General features: G+C 32.8%; 24 protein-coding genes. 12 read left to right on the top strand and 12 right to left on the bottom strand.

The features are described from left to right. Nucleotides 1–82 precede the first annotated feature (82 nt). From WG932_RS14365 to WG932_RS14335, 7 genes are all read left to right on the top strand, one after another. The gene (locus tag WG932_RS14365; RefSeq protein WP_483088411.1) at nucleotides 83–1,591 is read left to right on the top strand and encodes a GNAT family N-acetyltransferase; all 1,509 of its coding nucleotides are present in this window, start codon (nucleotides 83–85) and stop codon (nucleotides 1,589–1,591) included. Between the two features lie 176 nt (nucleotides 1,592–1,767). Further along, nucleotides 1,768–2,292 (top strand): hypothetical protein, encoded by a 525-nt coding sequence (locus WG932_RS14360; protein WP_483088410.1) that lies wholly within the window; start codon nucleotides 1,768–1,770, stop codon nucleotides 2,290–2,292. Between the two features lie 49 nt (nucleotides 2,293–2,341). Then, nucleotides 2,342–3,385 (top strand): GNAT family N-acetyltransferase, encoded by a 1,044-nt coding sequence (locus WG932_RS14355; protein ID WP_483088409.1) that lies wholly within the window; start codon nucleotides 2,342–2,344, stop codon nucleotides 3,383–3,385. Nucleotides 3,386–3,406: 21 nt separating this feature from the next. Beyond that, entirely contained in the window at nucleotides 3,407–4,306 is a 900-nt protein-coding gene (locus tag WG932_RS14350; protein WP_483088408.1) for a polysaccharide deacetylase family protein, read from the top strand. A gap of 784 nt (nucleotides 4,307–5,090) precedes the next feature. After that, nucleotides 5,091–5,978: a glycosyltransferase gene (locus WG932_RS14345; protein ID WP_483088407.1), complete on the top strand. Its 888-nt coding sequence runs from the start codon at nucleotides 5,091–5,093 to the stop codon at nucleotides 5,976–5,978. A 402-nt stretch (nucleotides 5,979–6,380) separates the two neighbouring features. After that, nucleotides 6,381–6,806 carry a glycosyltransferase family 4 protein gene (locus WG932_RS14340; protein ID WP_483088406.1) on the top strand — a complete coding sequence of 142 codons (426 nt, stop codon included), beginning with the start codon at nucleotides 6,381–6,383 and terminating at the stop codon, nucleotides 6,804–6,806. A gap of 40 nt (nucleotides 6,807–6,846) precedes the next feature. After that, nucleotides 6,847–7,371: a glycosyltransferase gene (locus WG932_RS14335; protein WP_483088405.1), complete on the top strand. Its 525-nt coding sequence runs from the start codon at nucleotides 6,847–6,849 to the stop codon at nucleotides 7,369–7,371. Between the two features lie 115 nt (nucleotides 7,372–7,486). Here the strand turns inward: WG932_RS14335 and WG932_RS14330 are convergent, their stop codons facing one another. The 7 genes from WG932_RS14330 to WG932_RS14300 form a co-directional block, all read right to left on the bottom strand. Then, nucleotides 7,487–8,794, bottom strand: coding sequence for a UDP-glucose dehydrogenase family protein (locus tag WG932_RS14330; RefSeq protein WP_014018792.1), 1,308 nt, complete (start codon nucleotides 8,792–8,794; stop codon nucleotides 7,487–7,489). A 4-nt stretch (nucleotides 8,795–8,798) separates the two neighbouring features. Beyond that, nucleotides 8,799–9,818: a DUF354 domain-containing protein gene (locus WG932_RS14325; RefSeq protein WP_483088404.1), complete on the bottom strand. Its 1,020-nt coding sequence runs from the start codon at nucleotides 9,816–9,818 to the stop codon at nucleotides 8,799–8,801. 70 nt (nucleotides 9,819–9,888) lie between these two features. After that, nucleotides 9,889–10,851: a sulfotransferase family protein gene (locus WG932_RS14320; RefSeq protein WP_483088403.1), complete on the bottom strand. Its 963-nt coding sequence runs from the start codon at nucleotides 10,849–10,851 to the stop codon at nucleotides 9,889–9,891. A gap of 89 nt (nucleotides 10,852–10,940) precedes the next feature. Next, nucleotides 10,941–12,233 (bottom strand): hypothetical protein, encoded by a 1,293-nt coding sequence (locus WG932_RS14315; RefSeq protein WP_483088402.1) that lies wholly within the window; start codon nucleotides 12,231–12,233, stop codon nucleotides 10,941–10,943. 86 nt (nucleotides 12,234–12,319) lie between these two features. Next, nucleotides 12,320–13,135, bottom strand: a complete 816-nt coding sequence (locus WG932_RS14310) for a tyrosine-protein kinase family protein (RefSeq protein ID WP_483088401.1) — start codon at nucleotides 13,133–13,135, stop codon at nucleotides 12,320–12,322. Between the two features lie 68 nt (nucleotides 13,136–13,203). Next, nucleotides 13,204–13,875 (bottom strand): hypothetical protein, encoded by a 672-nt coding sequence (locus WG932_RS14305; RefSeq protein WP_483088400.1) that lies wholly within the window; start codon nucleotides 13,873–13,875, stop codon nucleotides 13,204–13,206. 369 nt (nucleotides 13,876–14,244) lie between these two features. Continuing rightward, complete coding sequence (locus tag WG932_RS14300; RefSeq protein ID WP_483088399.1) at nucleotides 14,245–14,733, bottom strand: hypothetical protein; 489 nt, start codon at nucleotides 14,731–14,733, stop codon at nucleotides 14,245–14,247. An 818-nt stretch (nucleotides 14,734–15,551) separates the two neighbouring features. On the opposite strand from WG932_RS14300, the gene WG932_RS14295 reads away from it, so the two are divergent. The 5 genes from WG932_RS14295 to WG932_RS14275 all read left to right on the top strand — a co-directional run bounded on the left by WG932_RS14295 (nucleotide 15,552) and on the right by WG932_RS14275 (nucleotide 21,198). Then, nucleotides 15,552–16,946: an exopolysaccharide biosynthesis polyprenyl glycosylphosphotransferase gene (locus tag WG932_RS14295; RefSeq protein ID WP_149392710.1), complete on the top strand. Its 1,395-nt coding sequence runs from the start codon at nucleotides 15,552–15,554 to the stop codon at nucleotides 16,944–16,946. A gap of 1,352 nt (nucleotides 16,947–18,298) precedes the next feature. Beyond that, nucleotides 18,299–18,415, top strand: a complete 117-nt coding sequence (locus tag WG932_RS14290) for an ATP-binding cassette domain-containing protein (RefSeq protein ID WP_483088647.1) — start codon at nucleotides 18,299–18,301, stop codon at nucleotides 18,413–18,415. A gap of 768 nt (nucleotides 18,416–19,183) precedes the next feature. Further along, the gene (locus WG932_RS14285; RefSeq protein WP_483088398.1) at nucleotides 19,184–19,540 is read left to right on the top strand and encodes a hypothetical protein; all 357 of its coding nucleotides are present in this window, start codon (nucleotides 19,184–19,186) and stop codon (nucleotides 19,538–19,540) included. Then, nucleotides 19,525–20,007, top strand: a complete 483-nt coding sequence (locus tag WG932_RS14280; RefSeq protein WP_483088397.1) for a hypothetical protein — start codon at nucleotides 19,525–19,527, stop codon at nucleotides 20,005–20,007. The genes WG932_RS14285 and WG932_RS14280 overlap by 16 nt, the downstream gene beginning before the upstream one ends. 66 nt (nucleotides 20,008–20,073) lie before the next feature. Next, nucleotides 20,074–21,198, top strand: a complete 1,125-nt coding sequence (locus tag WG932_RS14275; RefSeq protein WP_483088396.1) for a glycosyltransferase family 2 protein — start codon at nucleotides 20,074–20,076, stop codon at nucleotides 21,196–21,198. A 158-nt stretch (nucleotides 21,199–21,356) separates the two neighbouring features. Here WG932_RS14275 and WG932_RS14270 read toward each other — a convergent pair whose 3' ends face one another. The 5 genes from WG932_RS14270 to WG932_RS14250 form a co-directional block, all read right to left on the bottom strand. Beyond that, nucleotides 21,357–21,572, bottom strand: a complete 216-nt coding sequence (locus WG932_RS14270; RefSeq protein WP_483088395.1) for a polysaccharide deacetylase family protein — start codon at nucleotides 21,570–21,572, stop codon at nucleotides 21,357–21,359. Then, the gene (locus WG932_RS14265; RefSeq protein WP_483088394.1) at nucleotides 21,569–21,778 is read right to left on the bottom strand and encodes a polysaccharide deacetylase family protein; all 210 of its coding nucleotides are present in this window, start codon (nucleotides 21,776–21,778) and stop codon (nucleotides 21,569–21,571) included. Before WG932_RS14265 ends, WG932_RS14270 begins: the two co-directional genes overlap by 4 nt. 128 nt (nucleotides 21,779–21,906) lie before the next feature. After that, nucleotides 21,907–22,377, bottom strand: a complete 471-nt coding sequence (locus WG932_RS14260) for a polysaccharide deacetylase family protein (RefSeq protein ID WP_483088393.1) — start codon at nucleotides 22,375–22,377, stop codon at nucleotides 21,907–21,909. Then, a complete protein-coding gene (locus WG932_RS14255) occupies nucleotides 22,377–23,018 on the bottom strand; it encodes a class I SAM-dependent methyltransferase (protein WP_483088392.1) in 642 nt (213 codons plus the stop codon). Before WG932_RS14255 ends, WG932_RS14260 begins: the two co-directional genes overlap by 1 nt. Nucleotides 23,019–23,155: 137 nt before the next feature. Then, nucleotides 23,156–23,983: a glycosyltransferase family 2 protein gene (locus WG932_RS14250; RefSeq protein ID WP_483088391.1), complete on the bottom strand. Its 828-nt coding sequence runs from the start codon at nucleotides 23,981–23,983 to the stop codon at nucleotides 23,156–23,158. Between the last annotated feature and the right edge of the window lie 22 nt (nucleotides 23,984–24,005).

Genomic DNA, 24,005 nt, shown 5'->3' with positions numbered 1-24,005 from the left:
CTATGAAGACAAGTAAACTAAAACACATAAGAACGGAAGTGTAATATTGTTCCTTTATAATGCCATAATCTAAATGCAAGTAATGAATCAAGAAAACATACGACTAGTTAAAGGGCAACAGGTTTTAAATTTATTAGAAGATCCAGCTTTTATAGAAAGGCTCACTATCCTGTTTGAGGAAAGCGTCGGGACCACTGTTTTCCAAAATCCTATTTTTATTAAATCCTGGTATCAAACTAAATACTCAGAATATCTTCCATTGATTGCAATCGATGAAGCAGGTTTTAATTTAAATGCCGTTGTTTTTCTAGCAGTTAAAAAAGAGCCAAATGGAACCATAAAAAGACATCAAGCCAAGATTGTAGGCGTGGGCGAATACGATGCGGAGTACCAAACATGGCTTGTAAAAGAAGGCGATGATGAACGATTTTTGACTGAAGCATGGAGTCTTATTCTTAAAGATTATCCTAACTGTAAAATAATTTTTCGGTTTGTTCCCTCATTTAATAGCTTATCCTGGATTTATAAAAATAGCCAATGGAAAAAGGTCAGTGTGATTCAAGAGTATCATAGGCCTTTATTACAAATGTCGCATCCAAAATTTAAGGATGTTATGAAAAAAAGACATTTAAAAGCAAAGTACAATCGGTTTAGGAGGGCAGGAAAGATGGATTTTGAAGAAATTAATGAAATCAATAGGTTCATTGAGGTGTATGATGAAGTTATGGTTCTATATGATTTTAGACAAGGTGCATTGTTTAATAAAACACCTTCAGAGTCTAACCCGTTAAGGCGTTCCCTTTTTATATCCCTTTTTAGGCAAGATTTACTTCATGTATCGGTGTTAAAATTAGATGATGTTATCACTTCTTGCATTATAGGTATGAAATCAAAATTGTGGATGCACTTATCAGGCTTAATTACTTATTCTCCTTTTTATTCCAAACATTCACCCGGATTAGTTCACCTTTTTGTATTGGGAAAATACTTAGAAGAGCAAGGTTTTGAATATTTTGACCTTTCACCGGGAGGAGATGGATACAAAGAGAGAATGGCCTCCAATGCTGATAAAGTTTATGAACTTACGATAAGTCAGGATCCATTTTTTAAAACTAAAATAGACATTCGAAAAAAGTTTCATGCCTTGTTATTGTCTAGAGGAGTTCGATCCATGGATTTCAATTTAAAGGTAAAACGTTCAAAGCACTTCATTAAATTGAAGGCGAAAGATTTCAAAAATAGGATAGTTGGAAAAAAGGTAAAACTGTTACAGGAATCTAAAAAGCCTATGGATTTGGAGACCAATAATATCAAGCATTTGTTATTGTATAACGATGATTTGGGTACCTCTAGGTGGGACTTTCTTTCAAATGCTTTTAAAAAAGTGGAAGCTGGGGAAAAATTTATTTCTTGGGCTGATGATAACAAATTATTATTCTGTCTTTGGTTTCATGAGACTATTGGCAATTCACCAGACAATGAAACAGCTCTTGTAATTAATGAAGATTATTACAGTCATCCTGTGGTAGCAGCATATAAGGAAGAGGTTTTAAAAACTGGTACATCTATTCTCCATTCATTAAACAGATAATTTGCGATGGCTATGAAAATTGAAAGGATATTTAAACTTCACGAAAACTTCATAAAAAATTCTAATCGTTTTAATAAATAAGTAGGAAAAATTTCACCCAATGTATCTAAAATTTAGAGGTATAGATTGGTAAAACTAGCTGCTTTTCATTAAACTTAAGCAAATAACGAATTGGGATGAAAATTTTCTTAGGTGAGAAGGCAAACGATTTATTTAAAGATGAAAAATTTTTAGAAGCGTGGGACCGACTCTTAGGTCTTTGCCCTTGGGCTACGGTATTTCAAAGTAAGGAATTTGTTTTAACATGGTATACCATATATAATAAATACACTCCAATCTTATTAACAGATTGGGATGGGTATAAACTTAATGGGTTGTTTACCTTAACAATTAATAACAAAGGGGAGATTACCGCAGCGGGGACCAATCAGGCGGAGTATCAGGTTTGGCTTTCGACTACAGAAGATAGTTATTTTATTCTCAAATCTTCATTAAAGCTTATTAAAAGGGTTTTTCCGAATAAGCCATTTGTTTTAAAATATTTACCGCCGAGATCTCCTGTTGAGCAATTTAACAAGGAGTCAAAGTGGAAAAAAGAAGTAATTTTAAAAACCCATCTCCAACCTTTAATGGTGAGTAATGAAAAATTATTGGCCCAAGAATTGAAGAAAAAAATCGCAAGGAGAAGGTTAATAGGCTGAAAAGAAAAGGAGTCTAAATTTTGCAGTTATTTCTACTATTGATGAATTCTTGAAAATCTTTGATGATTTAATCATACAAAGTGATTTCAGAAAAGGAGCCATGTATGATAAAGTAACATTTCAATACGAAATTGAAAGAAAAGATTTTCTTATTCGGCTTTTTGAATTGGGACTTTTACACGTGAGTATATTAAAATTGGATGATGAGATAATTGCTTCGAACGCTGGCATTGCAGGAAAGGAAATGGTTCATTTACAGGGAATTAATTCACATTCCCCCTTTTATGCCAAATATTCTCCTGGGATATTGCATTTTCTAATGCTTGGAATCGAATTGGGAAAATCAGGGATTGAATATTTTGATTTAACTCCGGGAGGAGTAAAAGGTTATAAGGAAATATTATCCAACTGTTCACAGGTGGCTTATGAATTTAAGTATTTGTCTCCCATAAAAGTGAAGAAAGAATTACTTAACGAAGCGATAAAGGATAAATTAAAAAGCTTATTTGAAGGTCTTTTGAAACAGAATTATCAGTCTTTTAAAATTGCTCAACAATTTCAAAACGGTAAAAAAAAGTATAACTTATTGTCAAAAAAAGGTTTGAAATTTTTTGAATTCGATGGTATGAATCGGGTTTTTAGTTCTCGGTCTAAGACTTACCTTACCCTAAGTTCTATAGGTAAAGAAGGATTGCAAAAATGGTTTAAATTTAGCGAAAACAAAATGGCTGATTTATTGAATTTTGATGAGTCTATGGGGATCATTACAAGAAAGGAATTTTTATTTGATTGCATGAAAAGGATAGAATTAGGGCATAGTTTTTTCTGTCTTATGAGTGGTAATTCTTTATGCGCCGTTCTTTGGTACATTCCTACCAATGTAAGCTTAGGGGAACTTTCCTCCCCACAAGGCAAAAGTTTAAATACCGGGGTAATGGCTTTTTCTTACTACCAAAGCCAATACCTTTCAGTAACACATTGTTTATTGTATTCAGTAATAAAAAAAGTTGATGTGCCATTTCCTGTTCAACTTCAGTTATGTTCTAGCCAAACAAAGTTGAAAAACCACCTTAAATTAAGGTTAAATGTATAGTTTTATATTAAGATTAACATAATGAAATTTAAATTTAGAAATGTTTTAGCCTATTTTGTAGCCCAGTTTTTCATTTTGATTGGTTTAGTTAATCGAGCGAAAAAGAAAGCTTTAAAAGGAGATTTTATTTTATCAATTTATTTTCATAATCCCTCTAAGAAGGAATTTGAATTTATTATTAAATGGTTTAATAGGAATGGATTTAAGTTTATTGGGGTGGATGACCTAAAGAAAATAATAAATGGATCAATGTCCTTTCCCAAAGGAGCAGTTCTATTAACCGCAGATGATGGGTGGGCCTCTAACTATGAGAATGTTGCAGAGGTGGCCATTAATAATAAAATACCAATCACAATCTTTGTTCCTACAGAAGCCATTGAAACGGGGAATTATTGGTTTAGTTATGCGAAGAAAGCTAAAAAATTAGGTTTGGGTTATCTCTCATCTAAAATGTTGAAAAACGTCCCCAATGCAGAAAGAATGGCGGTGATTACTGAAATTAAAACGCAAATAAAAATGCCTAGAGAAGCCATGACTGTTTCTCAAATTCAATCAATCGCTGCTTCTCCTTGGATTAACATAGGAGGACACAGTCATACTCATCCTATTTTACCCAAATGTAGCGATGAGGAATTGGAATTGGAAATTTCGATAAATAGGAGAAATATATTCACTTGGATAAATTATCAAATAGATACTTTTGCATATCCTAACGGAGATTATGGTGTCCGTGAAATTAATGCTTTGGAAAAAGAAAATTTTGAAATTGGTTTTTCCAATAAACCTGAGTATTTGAGCGCTCAAAGCCTAAATTCGAAGTTTGAATTGCCTAGAATAGGGATATTGGAAGGAGCGTCAAAAGCTGAAAACATATGCCGAATGGTAGGTGTCTGGCATAAAAATACCCTTAAAGTTTTTTAACACAATTTGGTTTTATTTTATCCAGTTGAAAATTTATTTATTAGGCATTAAGCTGTATTAACTTTGTCAGCGGTTAAAACTCCTGCTTTATTTCTACTAAAAATGCTAGATTTATTGGAACTAATAAATGGTTAGCTCAGAATTTAATTTTAGGAGAAAGTTGAATTCCTAGAGATATTAGGCTACATACCGATACATTAAAGCTTTTGGAAGCGCTGGGAATTTAATATTTGGCAAGGAGTTTATAATTCTATGGTTAATTTAATTTTTGGAAAAGAATAGCAAAATTACAAAATCAGTATTTTGTTACGGTTTTCGAATGACATTTTTACTAAGTTTCCATCCATTATGGCTATTTAAATATAATTTGGATTAAAATTATACGACTTTGGATAATAATACCAAAAATTGTATTAATTTTAGAAAAGCTTCAGTGCTTAGGTTCAATTGATTACCTGACAAAAGGATAGAATCTGACTAAAAGTACGAGTCCTTTTTACGGAAACTTGACTTTAAAGAATAATGCTTTGGTTAATAAGTGCCCCTGCAAAACAAAAGCATGAAAGTGTGCGTTATTTTATGTAGAAAGATTGATTGTACTATAATATTCTTTTAGGATTAATTGATAGGTGAACTGATTCAAAATAAACAAGCCAACTAATTTAAGTTATAATTTACCGAAAATTAATTATCGTTTATTAGAACATAAATTTAAAGTGTTAATACTAAAAGTTAGAAGGTTAAGGTGAAATTATAGTGGAATGGTTGATAATATTTACTTCTGATGAAAAATTTTTTTAATGATTTAAATTTAATTGGAGATCAAGTTACATCTTCCTCAACTGATATCAATTCTGAACCAATTAATCATGATAATAAAGAAAAATTGTTAGAGGTGCTTTTTGTTTCTTCGGGGAACATGAAAAAATTGGACATTGCTCCTTTTATAAAAATACAAGGCGAATCCTTAAAATCAGAAAATATTAATGTCACTTATTTTAAAATAAGAGGTAAGGGGATAGTCGGATATTTAAGAAATATTTCAGAACTTAAGAAGTTTTTAATAAATAAAAAGTTTGATCTAATCCATGCACACTTCACTTTATCAGCATGGGTAGTAGTCCTATCTTTCCCCAAATCCCCAATTGTATTATCGATAATGGGAACAGATGCTTTTGGCAGGTTGAAAAAATTTAGTAAGGTTAAAATCTATAACAAATACCTGACATTTTTAACAATTATGATTCAACCTTTTGTTTCCTTCATTATTTCAAAATCCCCAAATATTGAGCGACATGTATGGAGAAAGAATAAGAGCACTATTTTACCTAATGGTGTGAATTTGAGTAAATTTGATGGAGAGAGGATAAGTTTTGCAAAAGAACTAGGGCTTAATCCTAATAAGAAGTATGTCTTGTTTTTAGGTAATCCCAATGATGTTAATAAGAACTTTAAACTGTTGGAGGGGCTAAAGGAAAAATTAGAGCAATTTGAAATTGAAATAATTAATCCTTATCCCGTGAGTCATGAAGTAGTTGTGAAATTACTCTCCACAGTTGATGTTTTGGTAATGTGTTCTGTAAAAGAAGGTTCTCCTAATGTAGTTAAAGAAGCACTGGCATCGAATTGTAAGGGTGTATTTACTGATGTAGGTGATGTGAAAAAATTGTAGAAGGTGTAAAAGGATATGCAGTAATAAATCTTGATCAGGCGGAATTAGAAAATGCAATTCATCATGTGATTGCAATGAAATCATGCCTTGGCAGGCATAGGATTAAAGAGTTGGATCTGGATTCAAAAATTGTTGCTAAAAAGATTAGAAAAATTTATGATAATTTATTAAATAAATAGATTGATTAAATTGTATAATTAATATAGTTAGTTTTTGTTATGTTTTTTAAGTAAAGATCGTTTTAATAGTGATTTATAATATATAGTTAATGTGTATTTTTAGTGAAATGAATTGTAAATATAATTAGAATTTATTTGTATGGTATTTTATATTTCAATTATAGTTTTTATATTATTGAATAAAAAGTAGAGTGTTAATTTAGCCTTGTAAAGAATGATCTTGATGAAAAATAAAGATTCGATTGTAGACAAAAAACTTAAGGTATTATTTGTCTCCTCGGGGAATCTCAAAAATTTTGATGTTGCCCCTTTTATTAAGGTTCAGGGAGATTCTTTGAATAATGAAAATGTTGAAGTTGATTATTTTAAAGTTTCGGGAAAGGGATTGAAAGGTTATATTTCAAATATTGGCCCATTAAAGAAACTATTGAAGGACTCTGATTATGATTTAATTCATGCTCACTTTACCTTATCGGCTTGGGTGGCCGTACTATCTTTCCCCAATATTCCAATCATTTTATCATTGATGGGAACTGATGCCTATGGAAGAATTCGTGATTTCAAAAAAACGGCTTTATTTCAATTATTTCACCTTATTAACTTTATTAATTCAGCCTTTTACAAAAAGAATTGTTTCAAAATCCCCTAATATTGAAAAGTTTGTTTGGCAAAAAAAGAAATCAAAAGTTTTGCCGAATGGAGTAGATATTAATAAGTTTTATCCTGTAGATCATGATTTTAGAAAAGAGCTAGGCTTGATCGAAAATCAGAAATATGCATTGTTTTTAGGAAATCATAATGATCCCAGAAAAAATTATCAACTTTTGGAAAAGGCAAGAGGGGAATTAAATAAAGCCAATATTGAAATTATTGCTCCGTATCCGATTCCACATCATCAAGTATTTCAGTACTTAAATTCTGTGGATGTATTAGTGATGTGTTCTTATGAAGAGGGATCCCCTAATGTGGTGAAAGAAGGGATGGCATGCAATTGCAAAGGAGTATTCACGGATGTAGGGGATGTACGGTATTTATTGGAAGACACTGAAGGTTATGCAATTACTGGGTTTGATCATGTTGAGCTTGCTGAAAAAATCAAAACCGTGGTTGAGATGAAAGAGTGCAAGGGAAGGGAAAGGCTTATTAATCTAAAATTAGACCTCCCTTTAGTTGCAGAAAAATTGAAAAAGATCTATTTATCGACCCTTGCCTAACTTTGATAAGTTGCAAATATTAAATTGATAAGGAAATGACATTTGCTTCACAATCATATTGGAAGCAAATGTCTAGAAACGAATTTTAATTAAATTATTTTTTAGTCCTAGTAATTTACCAACACAATCCTACATAATTAGGGAGAGTTTCCAATTCTGGAATCCTTACTAAATCTATCAATATATCCTTTTTAGATAAAAGGTCCATATAAGGTTTTGGATCAAAATTCTTGTGATTTATTAATACAATGTCAGCGTCTTCCAATGCCAATTTAGGGTCATTAGTTATCAATTCAGAAAGGTGGGGTAAGTGTTGATCTATAAATTGTTTATTAGCGCCAACTAGTTTAGACATATGTACATTATTGTCATAAATAGAAAGTTTAAAACCTTTTCCAATTAATTTCTCAGAAATATCGACAGAAGGGCTATACCTTAAATCATCTGTTCCCTCTTTAAAGGACAGTCCCATTAGTGCAATATTTCTTTTTCCTGTTCTATTGATTAATTCAAATGCAATTCTTTTTTGATTTTCATTGGATTCATGGATAGCATTAAGGACTGGTGTGGATAAATATTGATCATGGGCCAAAGTTACCAATCCTTTTAAATCTTTCGGTAAACAAGACCCTCCATAGGCGAAACCGGGTTTAAAATAGACTGGAGATATATTAAGATGTGTGTCTTTACAAAAGATCTCCATTACATTGTGGGAATCAATATTTAAAGATTTGCAAATATTTCCAACTTCATTGGCGAAGGAAATTTTCAATGCATGAAAAGAATTATTAACGTATTTGATGATTTCTGCTTCTTCTATTCCCGTTATCTCAATTGGGCTGCCTAGATCTTTATACAGGGATGAAACTGTTTCTAAAGCTTCGTTATGGTCACCTCCTATTACCGTTACAGCTGGGGAATAATAATCTTTTACGGCAGATCCTTCTCTAAGAAATTCAGGGTTTGAAACCACTGAAAAACCTTCACCTCTTTTCTTTCCGGAAAAAGATTCTATTATTTCTCCAATTTTTTGATTGGTACCGGGTAATACGGTACTTCTGATTACTACCACATGAAAATCTTCTTTTTCCTTTAAGGCTTCACCTATTTGTTCGGCTGTCTTGTAAATGAAATTAAGATTAAGGTGCCCATGTGGTGAAGAAGGGGTGCCTACGCAAATAATGCTTAGTGTTGTAGCTTTGATGGCCTCAGAAGCAGAAACTGTTGCAGATATTTTCCCCTTGTTAAACTCCTGCTTAATGATTTGATCAATGTCTTTTTCAACAATTGTGGGTAAACCCCTATTAATAAGATCCACCTTTAAAGGGTTAATGTCTACACCAATTACTTCATGTCCATTTTTTGAAAGACATCCTAGACTTACACAGCCAACATAGCCTAATCCGAAAACTGAAATCTTCATATTTTTATTTTTTATATTTTAAAATTTGTGACATCATGAACTGATTCATATCAACCCATTCTTTAAGTAGGTTTTCCCTGATTTTAATCTGTTTTTCTTGGTCAAATTCAGAAGAAATATAATCATTAAAGGGTTTTACTGCCTTTTCTACCGGGCAATGTTCTAAGATTCCTTTGTCAATTAATAATTGATTCGCTTTCATTTCCCTAATCCCACAATAGATGCTTGGAATACCTAACATAGCCCCTTCCCTTGCCATACTATCCCCGGAAGAAACCATCAATTTTGAGAAATAAATTAGTGAATGGATGTCGGCAATAGGCTCTTCCAAAATGGTCCAATTGCCAGGAAATTTATCCTTAATGCTTTTATCCTCTAAGGAAAGTAAAACAGGAATGTCCTTATTAATTTGACCGGAAATACTACAAATAATAGCATCTTCCTGGTTATAATAATTAAAGGATTTATTGCTTACTTCTCTTACAAATACATATTCATTAGGTTTGAGTCCGTATTTTTCTAATACAGTTTTATCTGGTTTAAAATAGGATGGGCTTAAGTAACTCCACTCTTTTAGGCAATCGAATATTTCCACATGCTTATTTTGTTCTACTATCGGAGGGAAAAATATTTTCGTGGAGAGATTTGCATTGATCTTGTTGATGGTTTTCCTTTCTGGATCATCATAAAATTGAAGCAGTGGTGTCCCTGTAATTTTACATGCTAAGGCCAGTGGAGCACTGCTAGCTGAGATACAAATATTGAACTTCTCTTGATTTATCATTTTTAAAAAAGAGGTGGTTCGCATAACATTCCCATTCCAAAATATGGACCATTTAGTACCTTTACTGCTTCCTACTTTTATTCGATTAAATTCCGCATATTCCCTATCAATAATTTTTGGAAGTTTACCTCGATCTAGGTAACAGATTATCACTGTCCATCCTGAGATCACAAGCTCCTTTGCCAAGCCTTTAAACAAATTGAGTTGGGCGGGATGTTTGATGTCGATTAATATTTTCATAGGAGGAATTTAATTAGAATAGTATTTTAGTTTTTGACTAAAAACGATACTTTTTTTAATAGAAGTTGGCTCATCTTTTATTGGCATGTAGTTTACTGTAATAGGAAACCCCCTTCAAGACGCCTTTATTTTTTACATGAAATCGTAAGGAGTGTAGACCATCCATGACTGATGCGTATTTAAGGTAAATTGGGTTCAGGTTAATGCTTTTGCCTTGATAATTAATAGAATATCCCATAGACTCCATGCCCTCTTTACCTATCCCCTCCAATTTGTTGATGGTTTTCGGATTAAATGCTTTAATGTATTTATCTTTATTTCCCTTGATTACTGTGGGTTTGCCTTTTGTCGACCCTATGTTTTCGACAGTTTTTTGTAGGTTTTCCAAGCCTGGTGGATATTCTATATTAAGAAATTCACATATTTTTTCTAATTGTTGGATTGGGGAATCGATTAGGTCTTCGTATTTGATATTGATACAATTGATCGATAATTCATTGACTAATTTGGAATAATAATTAATTTCAAGATTCCATCGATGAACCGATCTGAACACATTTTTTCCCCAAGCGTTTTTTGCAGACAAGCAATAATCCCTAGGGTCTCGCACAATATGAACAACGTAGGCATTTGGGAATATTTGATGTATATACTTTAATTGGGAAAACGAACCCGGAGATTTATCGCCCCATAAATATTTATGGTTTGAACCCTTAGGTCCATAATAATTAAAAATTAATTTAAATACATGTTGCCAATCATATACAGATAGCAATTTATCAAATTCTTCGAAGGTGAAATGAAGTCCGTCTGCCTTACATTTGTCGTAAAATTTAGTTGTTGTTAGGAATTCAAAGTATTTAATCCTGTTTTTTAAAACACTAAAATCATAGGCTTCACCAAATTTCCGAATGGAATTATGGATTAGGTAACTTTCGTTATCAGGTATGTTGATTTTAGGGTGCTGATTTAAAAAGGAACGTAATAGTTTAGTCCCACTTCTAGGCATTCCGAGTAAAATAACAGGTTTCATATAAATAGTTTATAATCAGTTTTTAACTAAATAAAAAAGCGGGAGGTCTATGGGCTATTGAGAAATTCAAGAGAAGCTAAATTTTGCCATTATTTTATTAGCACATGGTTATTAGGAGCCAATTTCAATGATGGAACCTTAATGAAATTTAAATTAGGTGGTTTTTTGGGGTTTTTTCCCAAAGGAATGTATAGTAATCCATACATGAGGGCCATTGATGAGATTGTGTGCCACCTTCCAGACATGAAAAAAATCACGAAGGCCATTGAGATAAATAAAATACGGAGATAATCTTCCCTAGTTTTAGTACGTTTCCAAACTGAATAAAAGGCTGTAAAAACCATTAGCAGATACAATGTGAATCCAATGATCCCACTCGCATGCATGATAGTTCCGAAATCTGTGTGCAAACTTCTCGTGCCTAGTTTGCCTTTTCCATAATTCCCATGTGAGGCAAAAAGCTCATAGCCAAACCATGGGCTGTAATCGTAATATACAAACATGTCCTTGTATATCATCTCAAATTCCATGAGCCGAGGTTCTTTTTCAAGTCCTCTTTCATCTAATTTACGATTTTCATACCGCTCCCAAAAAGCATCTAAAAAGCCTGTTTGATAAATTACCAGGCTGCTAACTATGGTAATGATAAATCCATATTTGAGAAATTCGAAAAATTGGCGAAAGTTTAATAATTCCACCATCACAAACATGGGAGCCAATACGACTAATAGCATTACTGTTCTTCTAAAAGTGAGAAGGATGAAAAATGCGGCCACCAAATAAACCATGAGGAATATTAAATTTTTGTCTTTAACTCCTCTGCGAACGACAATATAGCCTGCAAATGGGAGGATGTTAAGGTTGTCTAATGAAAGTGATCCATATAAAAGTCCCGAAGTAGTGCCATAGTAACCTGTGCCGGTAGGCATGTACCTAAATATGGTTGAAAGAATTACATTGATAATAAAAAGAATTAGAACGATGAGTGCCGATTCACTTAATGCTCCGAAAAGTTGTTCTCTTGAATATTTTCTTGAGACCTCAGATAATAATGGCACAAAAAAGAATACCAATATGGCTCCAAAGAATATCGGCCTAACTTCCGCTAAATCCCTTGAATTAGGTAATAAAAAGAAAAAATATAAGATAAGTATGACAGCAAAAATATTTCGTTTTATGAATAATGGATTATTGAAAATAAAAAAACCAATAATAACGGCATATATCAAATAGCTTATGGCAGCAGATAAATTCCTGTCTATGAATGCATAGCAAAAAAATATTACAGGCATATATAATATAGAAAGCTGTCCTTTTTTCCAGATTATATAACCTAAAAATAAAGGGATAGCCAATTCAATTAAAAGAAAAAATGCCTTCATTCCAAATAAAATTTTAATGGTTTCTTTGTAATAAACATTTGAAATTTTAAATGATTTAAAACCCAAACTTTAACCTATAATTAAGGTTATAGTGCGGCATTGTTTCTTCCAAAGAGTTTTTTAAACTTATGTTGTTTGCTCCCCGATTCTTCGTAGTATCCGTAATTCAACCCTTTATAAGTTAGGTGTTTATCTGATACATCATTGAGAACTGCAAAAATATTATTAACGCCTTTTTTCATTTTAATCTCATTAATGTCGTTAATGTATTCTTTCTTACTAAAGTTGTACCTCAACACATAAAGGGTCAAGTCTACCTGTTTCAAAAGTTCAAAAGATTGGCTGATCAATCCGACAGGAGGGGTATCTAATATGATAACGTCATACTTATTTTTCAACTCTTCCATTAGAAGGCCAAATCTTCTGGAAGCTAAAAGGTCCGAAGGGTTTGGTGGGGTTTCTCCTGAAGTAATGATGCTAAATAATGGAAATTTGGTGGGCTGTATGATATCATCTACATTGTTTACTTGCTCACTCAGAAAATTCGAAAGACCTTTTTTACCTTTTAATTTAAAATCCTTTAAAGTGCTAGGTTTAAACATGTCGCAACTTATTAAAAGGGTGTTTTTTAAATTCAGTGAATAAATTGAGGCCAGATTAATCGCTGTAAATGTTTTTCCTTCACCGGATATTGTAGAAGAAATCGCCATTGTTATTTGCTTATCTTTAGGGATAACGAAGCTGATATTGGTTTTCAATGATCTAAAAGTTTCTGAAACTACAGATCGTGGTTGTTCCAATACAGTTAATTGCCCCAATGTTTTACTTTTGCAAATTTTTCCCAATAATGGAACTGCCAATTCTTCATCCAATTCAGCCGGGTCTTTTATCTTTGTCTCCATTAGGATAAATGTGCTGAAAATTGCAATTGGAAAAGCTAAACCGACAAATAAAGCTATGATGTATATAGCTATTTTTTTACAATTATGGGTTGGTCAGATGGCTGTGCAAATTCTACAATCCTACTTGAAGGTGTATTTGAAGCCATTGCAAGGGCTGATTCAGCTCTTCTTTGTAACAGAAAAGTGTAAATGCTTTCATTTAGTGTAAATCCTCTTTCTATTTTAATTAAATCTTGTTGGGTGGTTGGTAACCGGGTAAATTGATTTTCTGCAGTCTGTATTCTGTTTTCTAAATCTTCAATCAGGTTTTGAGTGTTATTATTAATATTCCTTAATACCTCTAACAGCAAGGTAGTGTTGTCTTCAATTTTCTTGGTAACACCACTTACCAAAGGAGAAGCTTCGGTTAATGTGCTCAAGTAATAAGACCTTTCTTCCTGAAGAGTTATTAAATTTTGGATAAGATTATTTAATACCGGATCTTCTATTCCGATTCCTGACGGTATTATGATTTGATCATAGCTCTCTCTTACTAGATAGGTTTGTAAATTTGTGAAATATTGTCTTTTCCATTTTTCTTGAGAGAGTTGTCTTTCTAGTTCGGTTATTTCTTTATAAACAGAACTTCCTTCCGCTTCAATGTTATAAGTTTTATTCCTACTTCTAAAAGATTCTAAGCTGGTCTCAAAATAATTTAAGGAATCAGCCACACCTGAAATTTGTTTGTCGATAAAGTCCACAGTGTTTTTTGAAACCCTGTTTTTTCTTCAAGCTCCATTCCCATATATACCTCCATTAAATTATTGAGGTATTCCGCTCCTTTTACTGGGTGAGATGTGTTTAAGGTTAAGCCAAGAATAGAAGACGTTTGATCTATTGGCCAAACTTGAAGGTTTTCACCTGCATATTTCCCAAGTAGGGTTTGTTTTGTATTTAATTGAATTAGAATTTCTCCTTCTGATACATTTTCAATAAGGCCAATTTGAATTTTAGCTAAAGGAAAATCAATCCATTCACCAAATTTATATTTTTTGATTCGTAATTATCTAGCTCAATTTTTTCGCTTGGTAACCCTGGAAGAAATTTAAAATAGGATTCTCCTGGAAAATTTAGAGAGAAAGACTCTGATCTGTCCAGGTTACTTTTATTTTATCTCCCAAAATTTGTGGATGGTTCCAGTCAACCTGTACGAAAATTGGAGAGCTTTTATACAATTCCCTATCTACTAATACGCCTGGTTCAAAATAATCTACACTCAAATCCATCAATTCTAATACTTTCTCAGCTACAGGCTTTGATTTCATTAGTATGGATTGATTTGATACGTTTTGACCGGGAGGTTGATAACTTGAGCCTTGCGGCATACCAGTAAGATCAATTAAATTTGAATTCATATTGTCGGTGACCATGAATTTTCCCCCAACCTGGTATACAGAAGGTGTGGACTGGTTATAATAATGTGCCAAGCCCATCGCGATCACCATAGATGCTAATATAAATGGCCAATAACTAAGAACTTTTTTTATAAATTTTATTGGATCAATTTGATTTTTATCTTCCATATATAAAAGTTGGTTGTCATTTTGAATGGATCTCATATTGGTTTGGTTCTATACTGTAAGCTGTTTATTTAATATGCTTCCTCATTTCAGACCGATAAACCTGGCTTCAATAAAGTTGTTTTGGAACATGATAAAAATTCCCTAATAACTTACCTTTGGCTTCATTCCTATAACTGAGATTGTTGTCCAGGTATTGAATGAAAGGCATTTTTGGGTCCAATTGTAAATAGAATGACTAAGATAATGTATTTTACAATTAATAAAACGTATTTAATGCATTTTTTTGAATTTCAAATCAGAAACACCTAGTTATCCCTTTGGGTGACTTGTTTTTTACTAATTTCCTTAGTTAAATTTTAATTAAAAAATCAAAATATAAAGAACTAAAGGTTTATGCTAGACCATTAATTGGAAAAAAAATTTATATAAAATTTAGGAGAATTCGTAGCTTTTTTATCTAAATTTATTTTAGTTAAATTGTATAATTTAGGGTTTCTCTCCTTTGTTTTTTAGTCAAAACGATTTTCGAATTGGAAAATTTTAAGAATGCCCGAAAACCAATTTGAAAGGCACTTTAATGTTTTTTAATGTATTTTTATTGCATTTTATTTTTTTATTGAAATCCAATTATTTACCTTACGTATGATTTAGCGCTCGGTAAGTTTGTTGATAATGGTTTATATATAACCCAAAAAACCCTAATTAGTATAAAATCTACCAAAAATCTGCCAGAAATCTACCAAAAATCTTAGAAACAAACTGTTTATTGTTAGCGAAGTTCTTGCTATTGCAAAACATCGCTTTCATGCATTTATGTATCGTGTTATTTTATACCCTTTTACCAACTTTGAGCAATGACACATTTCCAAAAAAGAAACGTTCCAATTTTAGTTTGCGGAGACCTAGTTAATTTATCTTTGGCATTTTTCATTTCTCTCTATTACGTGGAAATAAATGATGCTTTTCTCCAAAGAATGCAGTTATTAATATTACCTACACTTTTAATACTATGGTTAGTGATTGGAAATTTTAATAAATTGTATGAGAATTTAGGGAATAGGCATTTTTTAAAATTAAGAATAGGTAAATTCCTTAAAACATATCTTGTTCTTACAGGAATAATCGTATTTGTCTTTTTAATATTTTCTTTCCCAGACGAGGTTAGAAATTTACACGCATCTATTCTTCTTGGGATTCCTGCTTTTGGAGTTTTTACCAACCTTCTGCTTTTTCAAGGTCTCAGGATCAATCAAGATAGGAGTAGTAAAATAAATAATATATTAGTAGCAGGTTATGGGAATCAAGCTCAAAAAGTAGAATCATTTTTGACTGCTAATCCTTTTTCCAAGTCTTCATTACAAGGTTTTATAGACTGTAATTTAGAGAATAGTCATGGGTTTAATGCTGATAGAGCAGTTACTAATCTTGATAATTTGAATAGCTATCTTAGTGAAAATAATGTAAACGAAATTATTATAGCACTTCCCTTTCATGAAATGAACTCAATTAAATCTATCGTTAAAATAGCAGATTATCATGGGACCAGGGTTCATTTTATTCCTGATTATAAAGAAGTTTTTGGTGAAAAATATAAGACGAACCAGTTCGGGAATATTGAAGTTGTTAATACTAGACAATTGCCCTTGGATAATGCCTACTTTAACCTCTTGAAAAATTTGTTTGATGTTGCTTTTTCTTTTATAATGTTGATTTTATTGAGTCCGATATTTTTAATTATTGGAGTACTGGTCAAGTTGGATTCTCCTGGACCTGTTCTATACTTGCCTGAAAGAATTGGGAAAAATAGCAAACCATTTCGCCTACATAAATTTAGGACGATGAGTTGCTGCGATGACCCCAAAAATGGAATAAAATCAACCACTTTAAACGATCCAAGGATCACTAAGATTGGAAAGGTCCTTCGTAAATATAGCCTTGATGAATTGCCTCAGTTTATAAATGTCCTTTTAGGGGATATGAGTGTTGTTGGACCTAGACCTCATAGAGTTCATTTGAACCAAATGATGCAAGCAAGCGAAGATAAATACATGGTGAGGCATTATTATAAACCTGGGATTACAGGATGGGCTCAGGTAAATGGGTGGAGAGGTCCTTTGGAAACCTCTGAACAGAAAAAACAAAGGACTAATCATGACCTTTGGTATTTGGAAAACTGGTCTTTCTGGTTGGATATTAAAATTATCTTTTTGACTATTTTTAGTTCCAAGACGCATAAGTCTAGTTTTTAGTTCAAATGGTCTTCTTTCATTGATGAATATAATTAGTTAAAATCACTACCACTATTAAAATGACACTTAACAAATTTAGTAGTGATTTTAACTTTAATGCGATTACTTTATTTCCATGATTTCATTCCCTACCAACCCAAAAATTAACCTCTTTAAATCTTAGATTAACATTTTAACTACTATCAATGATGATTGCTAAGAAGGTGAAGAGTTACTTGAATAAATCGTTTTCTGATTTTCGTTTTTTTCATTTGTATTTAGGGAATAAGATTTTCCTAGCCTTGATTCTCAGCTTCACTGTTGTCATTGATGGCTTAGGTTTGGCTATGTTTATCCCTTTGCTTCAGATGGTTGATGGATCCCATTTACTTCCAACCCAAATGAACAGAACATAGGTAACCTTAAATACCTGCTGGAGACCTTGAATGCTGTTGGTTTGCCGCTAACACTGACGACTGTATTATTGATGATCCTATTTTTCTTTGGGATAGAAAGGCTTGTTTCGTTTTGCGGAATCTTACTTCGAGTCATATTGATGACCACCTTTATCAAAAAGATTCGTTTTGCAGGTGTGGAGAGCATTTCCAGCGTCAATTACAAATACTTGCTAAGGTTGATTCAGGCAAATCCAGAATACACTTAGCGGAGAAGTGGACCGGGTCACATGGGCTTATAGGAATTATATGGCCGGTGTGCAATCTTTAATGGCTATCGTTGTTTACATTACCCTTGCTTTTCTCTCCAACCCACAATTTGCTCTTGGTAGGGATTGGGGGAGGGATTTCCAATTTTTTATACCAAGCTGTATAGGAAAACCAACAAACCTCTAGAAAAATAACCGCAGATGGCCATATTTTTCATGGCTTGGTAATGCAGCAGATCAATAACTTCAAATACCTTTCGAGCGACTGGTCAGGCGAGTAAGTTTGGTGAAAAACTCAAAAAACCATCGTTACACTAGCTCAAGGCAACCGTAAGATCGGTTTTTTTAACTCCCTCCTGATAGCGACCAAGGAGCCGATGTCGATATTTGTGGTGTAGGGATCATATTTATTCAGATTTTCATTTCAGCACCAATATAGGTCCGATAACTTTCAGCCTTCTTTTCTTTTACCGAGCCTTGAACGCTATCATTGTTTACCAGAATTACTGGAATACCTTCTTAAATGTTTCAGGTTCATTAGAGAATTTTCAGGGATTTCTTCATGACATGAACAGCAACAGGGTGGACTACAATAGTGGAGAGGTGATATAAACGATAGAAAGTATAGAACTCATAGATGCGAAATTTTCTCTATGGACAGCAACCCTACTGAAAAACATCAATCTGGAAATAACAAAAGAACAAAACGATCGCTCTAGTGGGGCTAAGTGGAAGTGGTAAAACCACCTTAATCAATATAATCATTTTGGGTTTACTTCCCATTGAGAAAGGATCATTTCGGATCAATGGGATAGAACAAAAGTGAGCTCAATATGAATGAGTACCAATCCAAAAATTGGTTACATTACCCAAGAGCCGGTCATCTTAACGATATTCGTTTCACGCAATGTGACCACTTGGGCAGAAAAGACACCTGAAAATCTCAAAATTCAAGAACGCCTTTAAAAAAGCTTCACTATTGACATTTCTAGAAGGCTTAGCAGAGAAGAAGACGTTCTCTGGGGAATGCCGGTATATTAATATCCGGAGGACAAAAGGATTGCGATTGCAAGGGAACTCTACAAGGAGGTGGATCTACTGGTGTTGGATGGTTTATTGATTCCGTTCTAGACTCAGAGACGGAAAAAGAAATACAAGAATATTTTGATCAATTAAGAGTGAGAATATACGATTATTCGTTATTGCCCATAGGCTTTCAACCATAAAAAATTCAGACATCATCTATTTGCTCAAAGATGGTCAAATCTTAAATCATGGCAATTTTGAATCGCTTACAAATGAGTCTTTCAAATTTTTAAAAGATGGTACCTTGCAGAATTTTGACAATTAATTTAATAATTTATTGAATTTTAGCTCCCTGTTAGATTGAATGATGTGTAAAGATTCGTTATATTATTTGATCATTTTTCTATAGAAAGTATCATTGGGCTATAATAAAGGATACGTTTTAGAGAATAAAGTGATAAAATTTTTGAATAAAGGATTATTTGCTAAACAAAAAATAAAACCTTAGTATAATTTTCAATTTTAAGATTTTAATTAAGCATTTAGGTATGAAAAAATTACTTTTCCTTTGACGTACGAGTATTTGCAGGAAATAAGAATGGCTCAAGCTGTAATGGAAACTGATTTCACATTGTGTGTTGAGCCATGGCAAGATAATCGGTTTAAAATACTTAAAGATTTTTTTCCAGTTAAATACGAATTGATTCAGCCAGATAGTGAGGATGTTACTGTTATTTCAGATATTCTTGTTTCTCATAAAACCATTACTCCAGAGACCAAAATTGGAACGCTTTCTCGACCATTGATCCTTCCACATGAAATGCTTACCTATTGCAGGAAATTATGGCCGGAAAAAGGAAATACAAATTTGCCTTTATTGGTAAAATCAACAAAGCTCGAAAAATATGGTTGCAGACATTTCTAACAGCTAAGGTGAAAGGATATATGGGATTATCCGGTAGAGTTTTTATTGATTACCCTATTTTTAAAAATTTAAGTAAAATTTTTAAAAATTTTGATAAGCTAATAATTACAGAATCTTTGAGAGGTAGAAAATTCCCAGGGAAAGCATGGGATGATGAATATTTTCGAATTCAATCTCAAGCAGAATTTATACTATGTCCCTCGGGTGATGTTGGGTGTCCATGGACCTATCGTTTTTTTGAGGCCATGATTTGTGGAGCGATTCCTATTATTGAAGCAGAGTCACCTTGCTACGAGCCTTTTAAATTTTACAGAGCGGAGCAAAGCCCTGATTCATTCATTTATGACCCTGAAATTGTTGAATATAATTTTAAGCAATGTGAGAAATATCTCACTATAGATGTTAATGAATTAAATAGTGAACTATCTAAAATTTATGATAAATTAAATGCTCTTTCAGATAAATAGATGGTATGGTTTTGATATAGAAATAAAATATATTGAGTAAATCTACACTTAATATAGCTCATTGTAATGAAAGAGAATTTTTCTTATAAAGTTTGTCATCTTTTTCTTGAAAACTTGACCATACCAAGCTTTACTGTGACAGGAAATCAGGGAGTGCATTTAACAGTTTGGTGGAGGGAGATCCCGCTTGGTGATTTGGAACTGGCTCCAAATACTAAGATTTCCTCTAATATTTTTTATCAAAAAGTAGTTGACTCCATTAAAGTTACTCTTGGGTTTTATATACAAAACCAAGATGCGCTGCAAAGGGTAGATTGGAAGAGAATGATCTTAGAGGGAAGAGGTGATGATTTAAGGATTTTTCTTGAAAAAGCATTTTTAAAATTCACCCATATTGAACATCCAAAAGAATTACCCATTTCCATAATAATCTGTACCCGTAATAGGGCTAAGGATTTAAAGCGATGCCTAGATTCAATTATGGGGATGGATAGTTTACCGGCTGAGGTTATAGTTATAGACAATGCACCTCATGATGATCAAACCAAGGATTTGGTGAGTGTCTATAATAAAGTCAAATATTTTAAGGAGGCCAGACCAGGACTATCTATTGCTAGGAATAGGGGAGTGGTTGAAAGCTCTCAAATGATAGTTTCATTCACTGATGACGATGTTGAAGTTCATAAAGATTGGGCCTATAGGGTATGGGAAGCATTTGCCAACAATAAAAAATTATATGCCATTACAGGGCTCGTACTACCAAAGGAACTAAATTCCGCCGCACAAGTGCTTTTTGAGAAATCGTGGAGCTTTAATAAAGGCTATGTAAATACTGAATATAATGCTAAGTATTGGGGAGAATATCTTTCCTTAGGTCCTCCTGTTTGGGATATAGGAGCTGGTGCCAATATGGCTTTTAGGAAAGAAGTGTTCAATACACTTGGGTATTTTGATGAAAAATTAGGAGCCGGAGCATCTGGATGCAGTGAAGATTCTGAAATGTGGTTTAGAATATTAAACAATAATTATGAAATGGAATACAGGCCATTGGCTGTGGTTTTTCACAAACATCGTTATAAAATTTCAGAACTAAAATCTCAGATTTTTCAATATATGAAAGGACATGTGGTTGCTGCATTAGTCCAACAAACCCAAAATAAGAATGCTGGATACAGAAAGTATGTTTTTTAAAACTTCCAAAGTATTATTTAAAAAAGTCATGAAAATTTGGAGAGGTAAAGGACGGAATTTTAAGTTTATCCCTAATGAAATTATGGGGATTTTTGCAGGTGTTTTCTTTTATTATAAAAAATATGGTAATTAAAATTCACCTTTTAAGGGATGCAGGATCATGACATCCATTTTGATAATTGCTGTTTAAATTCTTTACCTGTCCAATTGTTTACCTGATACCTACCAATTAATAAGGGGTCTGTTGTAGGCTTGACTAGTCTTGGGTTAGTTGTGAAAGCAGTCTTAAATCCCTGTGATTTCAATATTTCTAAAGTGTTTTGATCAAATTTTCCTGATGGGTAAGCAAATGAATCAATTGATAAGTTGCTCATTGATTCAAGAAATTGTTTGCTTTCATAAATTTCTTTTTCTGTTCTTCCTTATTTAATCGAGGTAATAACGGATGGCTATTTGTATGTGCTCCTATTTGAAATAATGGATTGAAAGATAAAGATTGAAGTTGTGATTTTTCCATGGAAATATTATTCATTTCAAAATCTTTACTGTATTTCCCGGCCCATTCCCTTAGTTGTCCCATTATTTGTTGTTGCTCATGGTATTCCAAGTTACTCAGATATCCCCAGAGGTTTACATATAACTGAGCTCTTAAACTTGGGGGAGGTAAGGTAGCATTCCAAGTTTTGTGTAAATTCCTTAATTTCTCAGTTAATATCCTATCATTTTTAAGGTCAAACGAAAAAAAGAATGTGTAAAGTTTAAATCCAAATCCTTGGGTAATACGTGGCTATTAAGTATTAAATCTGTAAGCTCATCCCACCAGAAGGTTTGGCTTGTTCCTATTTGCTTGGTAGAAATAAAAAATGTTGCTGGTAAATCGTATGCTTCAAGAATTGGTTTGGCATTTAAAAAATTATCCATATACCCATCATCAAACGTGATAAATAGGCTTGGATGAGTATTGTTTTTGTTTTGAATGATTTTATTAATGTGAGAAAGAGGACGAACTAATTTATTGGCTTTTAAAATTTCTAAATGTTGCTCAAAATTCTGAGGACTTACAGCTAAATTCCACGGGTCTAACTCAAGGTTAATAACTCTATGGTACATTAAAACCAATACTGGAGGAGAAGAGTTAAATTGCTTCCACTGCCTTTTTATCCATTTTTTTATTTTCATTATTTTTCTTTTATAGCCTTGACAGTTACAATTACTTGCATTCTAGGGTCATGGAAATCCAACATTTCCTTTTTGATTTCGGGTAGTCCCATGCCGTAAAGAAAGGCGGTTGCAGCATATACATTCCCATAAGTGTTTATTTTTGAATGACTTTTTGAGAAATACTCAGCCATCATTTTTTTCATTGCCTGTCCCGTAAAAGACCAATACCACGTGTAACCCCATTCCCCATAATCAATTGGTGTAATCCCCGGGACAGTCAATAATAAGGCTCCTCCCGGTTTTAATATTCTATGACATGTTTTAATTACCGCTTGATAATCGTAAACTAAATGAAGGGTTTGTGTTAACAAGATACAATCAAAGCTATTGTCTTCGATTTGCGGGGCGTCACTTAAGTCTCCGATGATGGTGGCCTTGGGGTTTGATTCATTAATGTGAAGAATTTCACTAGTTTTGACCTTCTCTTTTCCAAAGCGTAGGGTATAATCATTGTCTCCGATTTCTAGGATTCTCCCATAGATCATATCAGAAGCTTCTTCCAAAAATTTCTCTATATAATATCGATCAATTGGACCTCCTCTATCATAGCCGAAATTTTTACTAAATGGACTTAATCGCTCAAAATCACCTGATTTCACTTTTTTTATTGGTGGCAGAAACCCTTTGTGAAAACCCAAATTGAATAATATGCGTTTACCTTTTAGGGGTATTATATTTTTTAAGAATTTGTAGTTTTTAAATCTACCCATGAGTTTCACTTTAAATCTTTTATAAATTATTTTAATGAAATTGGTGTCAAATAAAAATAATATATACTTGAATGGATTGGTGCAGTTTTTATATTGATCAAAAAGTAATTTGTGGTAATATTTTGTGAAGTTTTGCTTACCTTCTTGTAAAGCCAAAAGGTCATCTTTTTTGATAAATTGTGCTTTTGCCGGTTTAAAACTTTCAAAACAGTTGAAAGCATAAAAGGTATATTATTGGACATGTTCTCTTGATGCCTCCTATAAACAGACAATACTTTATTGTGGTGTGCGATTGGGTGTTTTTTCGCTATTTTTAAATAAATGTCATAATCTTCACATGCTTTTAAAGTGGTGTCGTACAAGACTTCATCAAAGGCCTCCCTTCTGAACATTACTGTGGCATGCATCCCAATATAATTCTTTCTTAATAGGGTTTGGAAGTGATCGAATACAACACTTTCATTGACTGTTTTTATTTTTATATTATCTATTGTACTGACTTGATGAGCTCCTGAAACAAATGCCAGTTTGGTCTGTTTTTTCAAGTATTCAATATTATAGGCGATGGCATCGTGCAAAAGTAAATCATCTGCGTCCAAAAAAACTAAAAATGCCCCATTACTGTGCTTTATTCCCGTGTTTCTGGCTGATGACAAACCTTGATTTTTTTGGTATAGGTAAGTTACACTAGGATAACTTTTTGTAACCTCACAGGTATTATCAGTTGATCCATCATCTACAATAATAATTTCAATCTCCGAATAAGTTTGGTTCAAACAACTATCTATTGCATCAGGAAGATATTTTCCATGATTAAAACATGGGATAATTATTGTAACCAAGGATGAATTCATTTTTATAAAGTTTTCATATGTT

Source organism: Cyclobacterium sp. SOCE241 (genome assembly GCF_056867545.1).
This window is presented reverse-complemented; position numbering and strand designations above follow the sequence as displayed.